At 72.8% G+C, this 12,856-nt stretch carries 13 protein-coding genes; 11 read left to right on the top strand and 2 right to left on the bottom strand.

The features are described 5' to 3' along the window. Positions 1–132 precede the first annotated feature (132 nt). Complete coding sequence (locus tag M8C13_RS23765; RefSeq protein WP_252482891.1) at positions 133–1,341, bottom strand: styrene monooxygenase/indole monooxygenase family protein; 1,209 nt, start codon at positions 1,339–1,341, stop codon at positions 133–135. A gap of 57 nt (positions 1,342–1,398) precedes the next feature. Further along, a complete protein-coding gene (locus M8C13_RS23770; protein ID WP_252482892.1) occupies positions 1,399–2,643 on the bottom strand; it encodes a glycosyltransferase 87 family protein in 1,245 nt (414 codons plus the stop codon). 126 nt (positions 2,644–2,769) lie between these two features. Here M8C13_RS23770 and M8C13_RS23775 point away from each other — a divergent pair, with 126 nt between their 5' ends. The 11 genes from M8C13_RS23775 (at position 2,770) to M8C13_RS23825 (ending at position 12,852) form a co-directional block, all read left to right on the top strand. Continuing rightward, the gene (locus M8C13_RS23775; protein ID WP_252482893.1) at positions 2,770–3,417 is read left to right on the top strand and encodes a response regulator transcription factor; all 648 of its coding nucleotides are present in this window, start codon (positions 2,770–2,772) and stop codon (positions 3,415–3,417) included. A 44-nt stretch (positions 3,418–3,461) separates the two neighbouring features. Further along, positions 3,462–4,826, top strand: coding sequence for an amino acid permease (locus tag M8C13_RS23780; protein ID WP_308202854.1), 1,365 nt, complete (start codon positions 3,462–3,464; stop codon positions 4,824–4,826). Between the two features lie 25 nt (positions 4,827–4,851). Further along, complete coding sequence (rpe, locus tag M8C13_RS23785) at positions 4,852–5,505, top strand: ribulose-phosphate 3-epimerase (protein WP_252483038.1); 654 nt, start codon at positions 4,852–4,854, stop codon at positions 5,503–5,505. After that, on the top strand, positions 5,502–6,530 hold the full coding sequence (gene ribD / locus M8C13_RS23790) for a bifunctional diaminohydroxyphosphoribosylaminopyrimidine deaminase/5-amino-6-(5-phosphoribosylamino)uracil reductase RibD (RefSeq protein WP_252482894.1): 1,029 nt from the start codon (positions 5,502–5,504) through the stop codon (positions 6,528–6,530). The genes rpe and ribD overlap by 4 nt, the downstream gene beginning before the upstream one ends. Positions 6,531–6,542: 12 nt before the next feature. Next, on the top strand, positions 6,543–7,160 hold the full coding sequence (locus M8C13_RS23795; protein WP_252482895.1) for a riboflavin synthase: 618 nt from the start codon (positions 6,543–6,545) through the stop codon (positions 7,158–7,160). Next, on the top strand, positions 7,157–8,404 hold the full coding sequence (locus tag M8C13_RS23800; RefSeq protein WP_252482896.1) for a bifunctional 3,4-dihydroxy-2-butanone-4-phosphate synthase/GTP cyclohydrolase II: 1,248 nt from the start codon (positions 7,157–7,159) through the stop codon (positions 8,402–8,404). The genes M8C13_RS23795 and M8C13_RS23800 overlap by 4 nt, the downstream gene beginning before the upstream one ends. Beyond that, entirely contained in the window at positions 8,401–8,880 is a 480-nt protein-coding gene (ribH, locus tag M8C13_RS23805) for a 6,7-dimethyl-8-ribityllumazine synthase (RefSeq protein WP_252482897.1), read from the top strand. The genes M8C13_RS23800 and ribH overlap by 4 nt, the downstream gene beginning before the upstream one ends. A gap of 5 nt (positions 8,881–8,885) precedes the next feature. Continuing rightward, positions 8,886–9,347, top strand: coding sequence for a PH domain-containing protein (locus M8C13_RS23810; protein WP_252482898.1), 462 nt, complete (start codon positions 8,886–8,888; stop codon positions 9,345–9,347). A 21-nt stretch (positions 9,348–9,368) separates the two neighbouring features. Then, a complete protein-coding gene (locus tag M8C13_RS23815; RefSeq protein WP_252482899.1) occupies positions 9,369–10,190 on the top strand; it encodes an alpha/beta fold hydrolase in 822 nt (273 codons plus the stop codon). A gap of 68 nt (positions 10,191–10,258) precedes the next feature. Then, positions 10,259–10,714: a Rieske (2Fe-2S) protein gene (locus M8C13_RS23820; RefSeq protein ID WP_252482900.1), complete on the top strand. Its 456-nt coding sequence runs from the start codon at positions 10,259–10,261 to the stop codon at positions 10,712–10,714. 263 nt (positions 10,715–10,977) lie between these two features. Continuing rightward, a complete protein-coding gene (locus M8C13_RS23825; protein ID WP_252482901.1) occupies positions 10,978–12,852 on the top strand; it encodes an AfsR/SARP family transcriptional regulator in 1,875 nt (624 codons plus the stop codon). Positions 12,853–12,856: the final 4 nt, after the last annotated feature.

Raw genomic sequence — 12,856 nt, forward strand, 5'->3', positions numbered from 1 at the left:
AACAGCTGGACACCCGCGAGTACTTCCCGGACGTGCCCGACCTCGGCCCCGGCCCGTCGGTGCAGCTGTGGCCGCACCGGCACGGCACCGACGCCATGTTCTGCGCCCTGTTCCGCCGCCCAGCGGAGTGAGTCAGACCGTGGCCAGGTAGCGCTCCGCCGCGGCTTCGGTGAAGAACCACTCCTGCAGATCGGGTGGGTTGACGAAGCCGTTGGCGAAGCGTTCGGCGATCGCCGGGCGCATCGCGGCCAGGCCGAGCAGCTTCTGCACGTGCGCGGGCGGCGGGGCCAGCAGGGCGTGGGAGAACCGCGTCGACCACTGGGCGTGGGACCAGAACTCGGCGAAGCAGCGGTGCATCCAGGCTTCGTCGAACGGGCCGTCGTGGCCGCGGATCGCCCGGTGCGTCACGGCGGCGTGGTGGGCGGCGTTGTTGGCGCCCTGACCGGCGATCGGGTCGTTGAGCACCACCACGTCGGCCAGGCCCAGCACCGGCTTGCCGCAGGGCAGGACCGTCACCGGGGCGCGCACGGTCGGCTGGATACCGCCCGGATGGGTCAGCCAGGCGTGCTCGTCGATGAGCTCCGCGCCGCGGAAACCCTCGGCCTCCCACGGGAAGAACGCGGTCAGCAGCTCCTCGGTGAGTGCCAGGTGCGCCCGCGGGTTAGCGCTTTCCGCCCAGCGGTCCATCGGACCGCCGGGGACTGACTCCAGCAGCATGAACCAGGCCGGGCCGTCCGCGGTGACCGCGGGGATGGCGATCACCTCGCCGACCGTGGGCAGGATGCTGAAGCGCACCCGGTCCGGGCTGCTCACCCGCAGGCCGTGCACCGCGCACAGGCCCAGGGTGCGCGCGGGCCGGGACTGTTCGCGCACCGGGAAGATCGTGCTCAGCCCGCCCTTGCCGCTGGCCACCACGGTCAGGTCGTGGTGCGCGGCAATGCGGTCCAGCGACTCCGGGGTGACCTGCTCGATCACCAGCCTGCCGCCCAGCCGCTCGAAGACCGCCAGCCAGGCCGGGTACTTCACCCGCTGGTCCACCGCCTGGGCGGCGGTCCGCAGCGGGGTGTCCCACCCCACCGCGGTGCCGCCCGCGCCGTCGCCGATCCGCAGCCGCAGACCGTCGATCAGCGGATCCTCGTTGTCCCACAACGACAATCCCGCCGCCCGCTCCAGCTCCCTGGCCGCGCCGAAGACCGCGGCGCTGGAGGGGAGCCTGCCCGAGGTGATCTGCTCGGCGGTGACGGGGGAGTAGAGGGTGATGTCGTGGTCGCCGTCCCGCAGGAGCGCGACACCGAGCTGGAGTCCGGACTGACCTGAGCCCACGATGGCGATTCGACCCATGTCACCAGTCTGGTGGGACCCCGGCGCGGCGCGCAGCCGGAGATCAGGTGCCAACCGTCAGACGGGGGACAACTTCGCCCGGTTGGCCGTATCCGCGAGCTCGCCGGGACGTTCGGTGACGAACAGTCTCGGGGCCAGCACCAGGATCGCCGCGGCGGAGAGGGTGTAGGCGTTGCCCAGCACGTGCTGGGCCAGGTTCCAGCCCAGGTGGTCGTGGTAGGAGAACCACCAGTGCGGGGACAGGAAGGTGGTCAGTCCGAACACCCCGGCCAGGGCCAGCGCCGGCTTGTCCTTGGCCCGCGCGCCAAGGACCACCAGGCACACCAGCACCGGCACCGCCCACACCCAGTGGTGCGACCAGGACACCGGCGAGACCAGCAGCCCGCCCAGCGCGTTGAGCGACAACGCCCACGGCGCGCCGACGGTGTCGAAGGCCTGGCGCATGCCGCGCAGCAGCAGGAACAGCACACCCAGGGACAGCAGCAGCCACAGCACGGTCAGCGGCACGCCCTCCAGGCCGGTCCTGGCCAGCAGGCCCTTGATCGACTGGTTGCCCGGGTAGGTGGCGCCGCCGATGCGGCCGGTGTCGAACAGGGTCTCGGTCCAGTACTGGGCCGAGTCGCGGGCGGCCAGCAGGAAACCCAGCGCGGTCGCGCCCAGGAAGCTCAGCACCGTGGTCAGCGCGGCCCGCCGGTCCTTGTTCAGCAGGAAGAACAGCAGGAACACCGCGGGGGTGAGCTTGATCGCGGCCGCGATGCCGATCAGCAGACCCCTCGGCCAGCGCGGGTTGCGGGCCAGGCAGTCCACCGCGACCAGGGCCAGCAGGATCATGTTGATCTGCCCGAACCCGGCGGTGCCGCGGACCGGGTCCAGCGCCAGGGCCAGCGGCAGCGCGGTCAGCAGCGGCCACGGCGCCCGGCCGGGCGCGCGGACGCCGAGCCGGTCGAGCACCATGGCGGCCACCAGCGCGCTCAGCAGCGCGGTCGAGGAGGTCACGATCATCGCGGCGGTGCCCCAGGAGATCCAGGTCAGCGGCACGAACAGCACCGCGGCCAGCGGCGGGTAGGTGAACGGCAGGCCCACCCCGGCCTGGGTCAGCGGCATGGTCCCGTACAGCTCGCCGCCGTCCAGCCACACCTGCGCGCCGATCCGGTAGACGTCCAGGTCGATCGGCGTGGTGAACACGAACAGCCCTGCCTCGCCCCAGCGGGTGAACAACGCGGTCAGCGCGAGCAGGTTCGCCACGATGATCCCCGCGCGCCCGAGTGGGCTGCGCCACAGTCTCTCCAGCGCAGAGCGCACCGGCCACCTCCACCATCCACTCCGGACGCAACACACGTCCGGCTGTGGCGTCAGGTCTATGTGGCGGTGCTTATCGGGCCGCTAAGGACGATCTTTATGGATCGCTGACAGAACGGGGATCGGGACATGCGGGTGCTGCTCGGGGAGGCCGCGCACCGGAGGTCCGAGGAGGAGGTCGAAGCGTTGCGCAGGCTCTCGATCGCGGTGGACCACTGCCGCGACACCGCGGCGGTGCTGGCGCGGCTGGGCGTGCACGACTACGACGTGCTGGTGCTGGACCAGCAGCTGCCGGGCTGGGACCGGTTGTGCGCCAAGACATCCGTGCTCGCGCCGGAGGCCAGGCTGCTGCTGGTCACCGGCCCCGCGCTGGCCGATCGCCTGCACGGCCTGGAACTGGGCGCCGACGACTGCCTGGCCCGCCCCTACGCCTTCGCCGAGCTGCTGGCCCGCATCCGCGCCCTGGGCAGGCGGGCCAGCCCCGCGCTGCCCCCGGTGCTGGAACACCGCGGCGTGGTGCTGGACCTGGCCCGGCACCGGGCGTTGCGGGACGGCACGCCGTTGTTGTTGTCGCCCAAGGAGTTCGCCGTGCTCGAGGTGCTGCTGCGGGCGCGGGGCTCGGTGGTCAGCCCGGAACAGCTGCTGGAGAAGGCCTGGGACGAGCACGCCAACCCGTTCACCAACGCGGTCCGGATGGCGGTGATGACGTTGCGCCGCAAGCTCGGCGAGCCCTGCCTCATCCGCACCGTGCCCAGGGCGGGCTACCAGCTGGCCTGAGGCGTGGCAGTCGGTCCACTGTGGAGGTGGCACGATGGTCCCTTGTGGAACACCAGGGGCTGCGCCGGGAGCTGACCGGCCGACAGGTCGGCATGATCGCCATCGGCGGGGCCATCGGCACCGGCCTGTTCCTGGGCTCCGGCCTGGCCATCTCACTGGCCGGGCCCGCGGTGGTGCTGGCCTACCTGCTGGCCGCCGTCGCCGCGCTCGCGCTGGCCTACGCGCTGGCCGAGATGACCGTGGTGCACCCCGAACCCGGCGGCTTCGGCACCGTCGCGCACCGCTACCTCGGGCCGATGGCCGGGTTCGTGCAGCGCTGGATCTACGTGGCCGCGCAGGTGGTCAACATCGGCAGCGAGGTGGTCGCCGCCGGGCTGTACGCGCGGTTCTGGTTCCCGCAGCTGCCGCTGTGGCTGCCGGTGCTGCTGTTCTCCCTGGGCGTGCTCGCGGTCAACTTCGCCTCGGTGCGCTTCTTCGGCGAGTTCGAGTACTGGTTCGCCATGATCAAGGTCGCCACCATCGTGGTGTTCGTGCTGCTCGGCGCGGCCTACCTGGCCTTCGGCCTGCCCGGCCACCCCTCGCCTGGGTTCTCGGCCTGGCACGACGGCGGGTTCGCGCCCAACGGGCTCGGCGCGGTCTGGCTGGCGGTGACCGTGGTCACCTTCTCCTACCTGGGCACCGAGGCGGTCGCGGTCACCGCCGCGGAGTCCAAGGACCCCGCCAGGGACGTGCCGCGCGCGGCCAAGGGCATGGTGGCCAGGCTGGTGCTGTTCTACGTGCTCGGCATGGCCGTGGTGGTCAGCATCGTGCCGTGGCGGGAGACCGCCTCCGCGCAGGGCGTGCTGGAGAGCCCGTTCGTGAGGTTGTTCACCTTCGCCGGCATCCCCGCCGCGGCCGGGATCATGAACTTCGTCATCCTCACCGCCGCGCTCTCGGCGATGAACACCAACCTCTACCTCAGCTCCCGGATGCTCTACTCGCTGGCCCGCGACGGGCACGCCCCCCGCGCGCTGGCCAAGGTCTCCGGGCGCGGCTCGCCCACCCGCGCGCTCGGTGTGGTCGCCCTCGGCCTGGTGATCGCGGTGCTGGTCTCCGTGCTGTCCCCGGCCGAGGCGTTCCCGCTGCTGGTGGGCCTGGCGCTGTTCGGCGCGCTGGTCGCCTGGATCCTCATCTTCGCCACCCAGCTGGCCTTCCGGTCCCAGCGCGCCGCCGCCGGGCTGCCGCCCTCCCCGGTCCGGCTGCCCGGCGCGCCTTACACCACGGTGGCCGCGATGCTCTTCGTCGCCGCCGTGCTGGTCACCACCGCCTTCACCGAGCAGTTCGCCACCGCCTGGCTGGCCGGGGTCCCGTTCCTGCTCATGCTCGTGGGCGCATACCTGCTGTCCAGGCGGCGTCAGCGGGCGGCATAGACTCACCGGCGTGTGCCGCCAGCCGATGATCGCGCCGTCGATCCTCTCCGCCGACTTCGCCCGTCTCGCCGAGGAGACCGCCGCCGTGCGCGGCGCCGACTGGCTGCACGTGGACGTGATGGACGCCCACTTCGTGCCCAACCTGACCCTGGGCCTGCCCGTGGTCAAGTCGCTGCTCAAGGCCACCGACATCCCGATCGACTGCCACCTGATGATCGAGGACCCGGACCGCTGGGCGATCGGCTACGCCGAGGCCGGCGCCTACAACGTCACCGTGCACGTCGAGGCGGCCAAGGACCCGGTCAAGCTGGCCAAGGACCTCAAGGCCGCGGGCGCGAAGGCCGGGCTGTCGATCAAGCCCGGCACCCCGCTGGAGCCCTATGTCGAGGTGCTCAAGCACTACGACACGCTGCTGGTCATGTCGGTCGAGCCCGGCTTCGGCGGCCAGTCCTTCATGCCGGAGGTGCTGGACAAGGTCCGCACCGCCCGCCGCCTGGTCGACACCGGCCACCTGAAGCTGGTGGTGGAGATCGACGGCGGCATCAACGACGAGACCATCGAAGCCGCCGCCGAGGCCGGGGTGGACTGCTTCGTGGCCGGCTCGGCCGTCTACGGCGCGGACGATCCGGCCGCCGCCGTCAGCGCGCTGCGCGCCAAGGCCGCCGCGGTCCGGGGATGAGCCCCCAGGACCGGCTGCCGCTGGTGGAGGCGATGCGCACGGCCATCGCCGCCAGCACCGCCGTGCTGGGCACCACCAGCCCCAACCCGCCGGTGGGCGCGGTCATCCTGGACGCCGACGGCGTGGTGGCCGGGGTCGGCGCCACCCAGCCGCCCGGCGGCCCGCACGCCGAGGTGATGGCCCTGCGCGAGGCGGGGGAGAAGGCCAGGGGCGGCTGCGCCGTGGTCACCCTGGAACCCTGCAACCACACCGGCCGCACCGGACCCTGCGTGGACGCCCTGCTCACCGCGGGTGTGGCCGAGGTGCACTACGCGGTGGCCGACCCCAACCCCAGGGCCGCCGGCGGCGCCGACCGGCTGCGCGCCGGGGACGTCGAGGTCAGCGAGGGCCTGCTCGCCGAGCAGGTGCGGCGCGGGCCGCTGCGCGCCTGGCTGCACCACGCCCGCACCGGCCGCCCGCACGTGACCTGGAAGTACGCCGCCACCCTTGACGGTCGGGTGGCCGCCGCCGACGGCACCAGCCGCTGGATCAGCTCCCCGGAGTCCAGGGCCGAGGTGCACCGGCTGCGCGGCCAGGCCGACGCGATCGTGGTCGGCCGCGGCACCGTGCTCGCCGACGACCCCGAGCTCACCGCCCGCACCCCCGACGGCGGCCTCGCCCCGCGGCAGCCGCTGCGCGTGGTGGTCGGCGCGGGCGACCTGCCCGCCGCCGCCAGGGTGCGCAACGACGCCGCCGAGACCCTGCACCTGCGCACGCACGAGCCCAAGATGGTGCTGGCCGAACTCGCCGCTCGCGGCGCGGTGGACGTGCTGCTGGAAGGCGGGCCGCGGCTGGCCGGGGCCTTCGCCGCCGCCGGGCTGATCGACCGGGTGCTGCTCTACCTGGCCCCCGGCCTGCTCGGCGCCGGACCGGCCGCGCTGGCCGAGGCCGGGGTGGGAACGATCGCCGACACCGTGCGGTTGCAGTTCGAAGAGGTCGGCAGGAGCGGACCGGACGTGCGGATCAGCGCGGTACCCGCGCCGTAGGAGGAGGACGACGTGTTCACCGGGATCGTGGAGGAACGAGGCCATCTCGTCGCGGTCGAGCAGCTCACCGACGCGGCGCGGATCACCGTGGCCGGGCCGCTGGTCACCTCCGACGCCAAGCACGGCGACTCGATCGCGGTCAACGGCGTCTGCCTGACCGTGGTCGAGGCCGGGGACGGCGTGTTCACCGCCGACGTGATGCGCGAGACCCTCCAGCGCAGCAACCTCGGCAAGGCCGCCGCCGGTGACCCGGTCAACCTGGAGCGCGCCGCCGCCCTCGGCCAGCGCCTGGGCGGGCACATCATGCAGGGCCACGTGGACGGCACCGGCACCATCGCCGCGCGCGAGCCCTCCGAGCACTGGGAGCTCGTCCGGGTCAGCATCCCCCCGGCGCTGTCCCGCTACCTGGTGGAGAAGGGCTCGGTGGCCATCGACGGCGTCTCGCTGACCGTGGTCGAGGTCGGCGAGGACTTCTTCACCGTGAGCCTCATCCCCACCACCCTCGACTTGACCACACTTGGTATCCGGCAGCCCGGGGACCAGGTCAACCTGGAAGTGGACGTGCTCGCGAAGTACGTCGAGAAGCTCGCCAGCGGGGCCATCACGGCCGCTACCAAGGAGACCCGGTGACCGAATTCGACACCATCGAGGCAGCCATCGCCGACATCGCGGCGGGCAGGCCCGTCGTCGTGGTCGACGACGAGGACCGGGAGAACGAGGGCGACCTGATCTTCGCCGCGGAGAAGGCCACCCCGGAGCTGATCGCCTTCACCGTGCGCTACACCTCCGGCTACATCTGCGTGCCGCTGCCGGAGTCCGACTGCGACCGGCTCGACCTGCCGCCGATGTACCACACCAACCAGGACGCCCGCGGCACCGCCTACACCGTCACCGTGGACGCCCGCAGCGGCGTGTCCACCGGCATCTCCGCCGCCGACCGGGCGCACACCATCCGGCTGCTCGCCGACGCCGCCTCCACCGCCGCCGACTTCAACCGGCCCGGCCACGTGGTCCCGCTGCGCGCCAAGGAAGGCGGCGTGCTGCGCCGCCCAGGCCACACCGAGGCCGCGGTGGACCTGGCCCGCCTGGCCGGACTGCGCCCGGCCGGGGTGCTGTGCGAGGTGGTCAGCCAGAAGGACGACGGGGACATGGCCCGCCGCGACGAGCTGGAGGTCTTCGCCGCCGAGCACGACCTCAAGCTGGTCAGCATCGCCGGGCTCATCGCCTACCGCCGCCGCTTCGAGAAGCAGGTGCAGCGGGTCGCCGAGGCCCGCATCCCCACCGCGCACGGCGTCTTCCGCGCGGTCGGCTACGACAGCCTGCTCGACGGCATCGAGCACGTGGCCCTGGTCACCGGCGAGCTCGGCGACGGCGAGGACGTGCTGGTCCGGGTGCACTCCGAATGCCTCACCGGCGACGTCTTCGGCTCGCTGCGCTGCGACTGCGGGCCCCAGCTGGACGCCGCGCTGGCCGCGGTCGCCGCCGAGGGCCGCGGCGTGGTGCTCTACATGCGCGGGCACGAGGGCCGCGGCATCGGCCTGATGCACAAGCTGCAGGCCTACCAGCTGCAGGACAACGGCGCCGACACCGTGGACGCCAACCTCGCCCTGGGCATGCCCGCCGACGCCCGCGACTACGGCACCGGCGCGCAGATCCTCTCCGACCTGGGCATCCGCTCCATGCGGCTGCTCACCAACAACCCGGCCAAGCGGGTGGGCCTGGAGGGCTACGGCCTGCGCGTGGTCGACCGGGTGCCGATGCCGATCCGGCCCAACCCGGAGAACCTGCGCTACCTGCGCACCAAGCGGGACCGGATGGGCCACGAGCTGTACGACCTCGAGAACCTCGGGGCGGAGACGGGAGACCGGGCATGAGCGGAGCGGGACGGCCGGAGATCGAGGTGCCGGAGGCCGGTGGGCTGAGCGTGGCGATCGCGGCCACCCGCTGGCACCCCGAGATCACCGACCTGCTGGTCGAGCGCGCGCTGGCCGCCGCGGCCAAGGCCGGGGTGCCCGAGCCGACCGTGGTCCGGGTCGCCGGCGCGATCGAGCTGCCGGTGGTCTGCCAGGAGCTGGCCCGCCGCTACGACGCGGTGGTCGCCCTCGGCGTGGTCATCCGCGGCGGCACCCCGCACTTCGAGTACGTCTGCGACGCGGTCACCGACGGGCTCACCCGGATCGCCCTGGACGAGTCCACCCCGGTCGGCAACGGCGTGCTCACCTGCGACACCCTCGAACAGGCCCTGGACCGCTCCGGGCGGCCGGGCAGCGCCGAGGACAAGGGCTTCGAGGCCTGCGTGGCCGCCATCGACACCGCGGTGACGCTGCGCGGGCTGCGGGGTGGAAAATGACGGTCGTGGCAGAGCAGACCGAGACCGCGACACCCGCCGCCGTCGTCATCCGCCCGCACCTGGTCCGGATCATCGGGTTCACCCTGGCCCCGATCCTGTTCCTGGCCTTCGCCAGCGCCGGGATCTTCATGCGGGCCACCTACACCGGCGCGCACTTCCGGATCTCCGACCAGGTGGCCATGGTCATCGTCGGCGTGCTGCTGGCCGCGGGCGCGCTGGTGCTGACCAGGCCCCGGCTGATCATCGACGCCGACGGGGTGGACGTGCGCGGGTTCGTCGCCCGCAAACGCCTGTCCTGGCAGGAGATCCTCGGCGTCAGCTTCCCGGACAAGGCCTACTTCGCCAAGCTGGACCTGCCGCACGACGAGCACTACCCGGCCGTGGCCATCCAGTCCTGGGACGGGCCGCGCGCGGTCAAGGCGATCAGGGTGCTGCGCGAGAGGTACGCCGCCGCGCACGCCGAGTGAATGAGGGATACGTTGGGGCGCATGGAGATCCGCCTCGGTGAGCTGACCTTCGACGTGGCCGTGTCCGGACCGGCCGACGGCGAGGTGGTGCTGCTGCTGCACGGCTTCCCGCAGTCCCACCACTGCTGGGACGAGGTCGTCGAGCTGCTCAACGCCCGCGGCTACCGCACCATCGCCCCCGACCAGCGCGGCTACTCACCCGGCGCCCGGCCGGCGGCGGTCGACGGCTACGACATCCCGCTGCTGGCCGCCGACGCGGTCGGCATCCTGGACGCCCTCGACGTGCCCGCCGCACACGTGGTCGGCCACGACTGGGGCGCCATCGTGGCCTGGCACGTCGCCGTCCGGCACCCGGCGCGGACCCGCACGCTGACCGCGCTGTCCGTGCCGCACCCGGCCGCCTTCGCCTGGGCCCGCGCGCACGATGCCGACCAGCGGGCCCGCTCCGCCTACATCGACCTGTTCCGCACCGAGGGCAAGGCCGAGGACGTGCTGCTCGCCGAGGACGCCCAGCGCCTGCGCGAGACCATGGTCCCGCCGCTGACGCCGGAGCAGGCCGCCCCGCACCTGGCCCTGCTCGGGCAGCGGGCGGCGCTGACCGGGGCGCTCAACTGGTACCGGGCGATCGGCCCCGGGCTCGGCGAGCTCGGCCCCGTCACCGTGCCCACCACCTACCTCTGGAGCACCGAGGACCGCGCCCTCGGCCGGGCAGGAGCCGAGCGCTGCGGGCAGCACGTCACCGGGCCCTACCGGTTTGTCGAGGTCGAGGGCATCACGCACTGGATTCCGGAACAGGCGCCAAAACTCGTCACCGAGGAAATCGTCAAGCTGGCCACCGGCTGAACCCAGCTCGCGGAGATCGCGTAGTACAGGGCACGATCTGGACCGTCCACCCACCACAGGAGGTTCCCGTGCCCGCTCCCGAGCTGCCCAGACCCACCCGGCGCACCGTGCTGTGCGGACTGGCCGCGGCCCTGCTCGTGCCCGCCGGGCTGGTCTCGGCCTGCGGCACCGAGACACCGGCCGGATCCGGCCCCGCCGGCACCACCGGCGGCACCACCGGGGCGGCCCCGGGCGGGGCGCTGGCCAAGCTGGCCGACATCCCGGTCGGCAAGGGCGCCGTGGTCACCGGGCCGCAGGGGCCGTTGCTGCTGGTCCGCGCCTCCGAGACCGAGGTCAAGGCGTTCAACGCGGCCTGCCCGCACGCAGGCACCCCGGTCTCGCCACCGGCCAACGGCACCATCACCTGCCCCAACCACGGCAGCCAGTTCGACGCCGGCTCCGGCGCGCTGAAGAAGGGACCCGCCACCACCGGGCTGACCCCGGTCAAGGTCACCGTGGCCGACGGGCAGGTGCTCGCGGCCTGATTCACCGCCGGGCAATATGATGGAAACTCGGATTAGCCGCCGTCATACCGTGATTTACCCGTGATGGGAACCCCCTGACGGCGGCTCTTTCGGGTGATTCTTGCGGTTAAAGAATCTCTAAGCATCTCGCATGACACCTGATGTTCGATCGGGGATGATTTCCCTTCACTCGATAGACCAAGCATAATTGCACCAATCGAGTGAGTAAGTGCGGTATACCAGTGCGTGCTGTGCCCTCGCGGGGGTCCGGAACGTGGAGGTAGATGAACATCCAAGTGTCCGTGCTCGGCCAGTTGGAGGTGTTGCGCGGCGGGGTGGCCATCACGCCGAGCCCACCAAAACTGCGTCAGGTGCTAGCTCTTCTCGCGGTCAGCGCGAACAGTGTCGTGCGCGTGGACGAGCTCATGGCCGAGCTGTGGGACGGAACCCCGCCGCCAACCGCCACCACGACCCTGCAGACCTACGTCTCCCACCTGCGCAAGCTGTTCGGGGCCACCGGCCGCAACGCCCCCGAGTCGGCCTCCGTCGTGCTGCACACCCATCGTGTCGGCTACTCCCTGACCCTGCCCTCGGGGACCCTGGACGTGCAGCGCTTCACCGAGCTGGCCCAGCGCGGCCGGGGCGAGCTGGAGAACGGCCAGCTGGACCAGGCCGCCGACTCGCTGCGCGGCGCGCTCGCGGTCTGGCGCGGCCCCGCCCTGTCCGATGTGGACCCCGGTCCGGTGCTGCGCGGGCACGTGGCCCGCCTGGCGGAGAGCCGGGCCAGCGTGACCGACCAGCGGATGGAGGTCGAGCTGATGCTCGGCCGCCACCACCAGCTCATCGGCGAGCTGACCACCCTGGCCGAGGCGCACCCCACGCACGAGGGCCTGCACACCAAGCTGATGCTGGCCCTGCACCGCTCCGGCCGCCGCTCGGAGGCCCTGCGCGTCTTCCAGCGCCTGCGCGCCACCCTGGTGGACCGCCTCGGCCTGGAACCCGGTCCCGAGCTGCAGCGCCTGCACCGCACCCTGCTCAACGGCGGCGATGAGACCGAGCCGGCGCCGCCGCTGACCACCCAGGTCCGCCCGGCCCCCAGCTGGGCCGAGCCGCCCGCGCAGCTGCCGCCGGACTTACCGTCCTTCATCGGCAGGGTCGCCGAGCTGACCGCGGCGGAGTCGCTGCTGACCGCGGGGTCGCAGAGCGCGCCGCCGGTGGTCTCGGTGGTCGGCCCGCCCGGGGTGGGCAAGTCCGCGTTCTGCACGCACGTGGCCAACCGGGTGCGGGCCCGCTTCCCGCACGGCCAGCTCTACGCCGACCTCGCCGAGACCGAGCCCGAGGAGGCCCTGGCGGGTTTCCTGCGCGCCATCCGCGGCCCGAACACCCCGCTGCCCACCGAGCTGCGCGAGCGCAGCCAGCTCTTCCGCAGCTGGACGGTGCAGCGCAAGGTGGTCGTGGTGCTGGACAACGCGTGCAGCGCCGCCCAGATCGCCCCGCTGGTGCCCAGCGGCCCCGGCTGCGCGGTGCTGGTCGCCTGCCGCCGCCGGGTGCCCTTCCACGGCGCCGCGCTCACCGTCGACCTGGCCCCGCTGGATGCCACGGACTCCTTGGAGCTGCTGCGCTCGGTCATCGGCGCGCCCAGGGTCGAGCAGGACGCCGTTTCCGCGCAGACCCTGGTCGAGCTCTGCGGCGGCCTGCCCCTGGCCCTGCTGGCCGCGGCCACCCGGCTGACCCTGCGCCCGCACTGGTCCATCGGCCGCCTCACCGACCGCCTGGTCTCCGAAGACCAGCGGCTGCGCGAGCTGGCCAGCGGCAAGCTGGACGTGCGGGCCAGCGTGGAGGCCAACTACCGCCTCCTGGCCGGCCGTTACCGCACCGCCTTCGTCCGCCTCGGCTCGCTGCCGGGCGGGCCGATCTCGGTGGAGCAGGCGGCCCTGGCGCTCAACATCGACGAGGACGCCGCCGAGGCGGTGCTGGAACGCCTGGTGGAGTTCCAGCTCGCCGAGGTCGCCTCCACCGAACCGGAGAACCACGGCGCCTACTTCCGCTACCGCTTCCACCCGCTGATGCAGCTGGCCGCCCGCGCCCTGGCCGCGGCAGGTGTGCTGGAGGAGAGGCCGCTGGGGTTCCCCCTGGCCAGCACCCCCAGCGACCGCTAGCCCG

The organism is Crossiella sp. SN42 (genome assembly GCF_023897065.1).
GTDB lineage: Bacteria > Actinomycetota > Actinomycetes > Mycobacteriales > Pseudonocardiaceae > Crossiella.

Excerpts from the sequence above, each read along its gene's own strand:
- M8C13_RS23775 (WP_252482893.1), top strand. The coding sequence starts at position 2,770 with ATGCGGGTGCTGCTCGGGGAGGCCGCGCACCGGAGGTCCGAGGAGGAG.
- M8C13_RS23815 (WP_252482899.1), top strand. The coding sequence starts at position 9,369 with ATGGAGATCCGCCTCGGTGAGCTGACCTTCGACGTGGCCGTGTCCGGA.
- rpe (WP_252483038.1), top strand. The coding sequence starts at position 4,852 with ATGATCGCGCCGTCGATCCTCTCCGCCGACTTCGCCCGTCTCGCCGAG.
- M8C13_RS23765 (WP_252482891.1), bottom strand. The coding sequence starts at position 1,341 with ATGGGTCGAATCGCCATCGTGGGCTCAGGTCAGTCCGGACTCCAGCTC.
- ribH (WP_252482897.1), top strand. The coding sequence starts at position 8,401 with ATGAGCGGAGCGGGACGGCCGGAGATCGAGGTGCCGGAGGCCGGTGGG.
- M8C13_RS23825 (WP_252482901.1), top strand. The coding sequence starts at position 10,978 with ATGAACATCCAAGTGTCCGTGCTCGGCCAGTTGGAGGTGTTGCGCGGC.
- ribD (WP_252482894.1), top strand. The coding sequence starts at position 5,502 with ATGAGCCCCCAGGACCGGCTGCCGCTGGTGGAGGCGATGCGCACGGCC.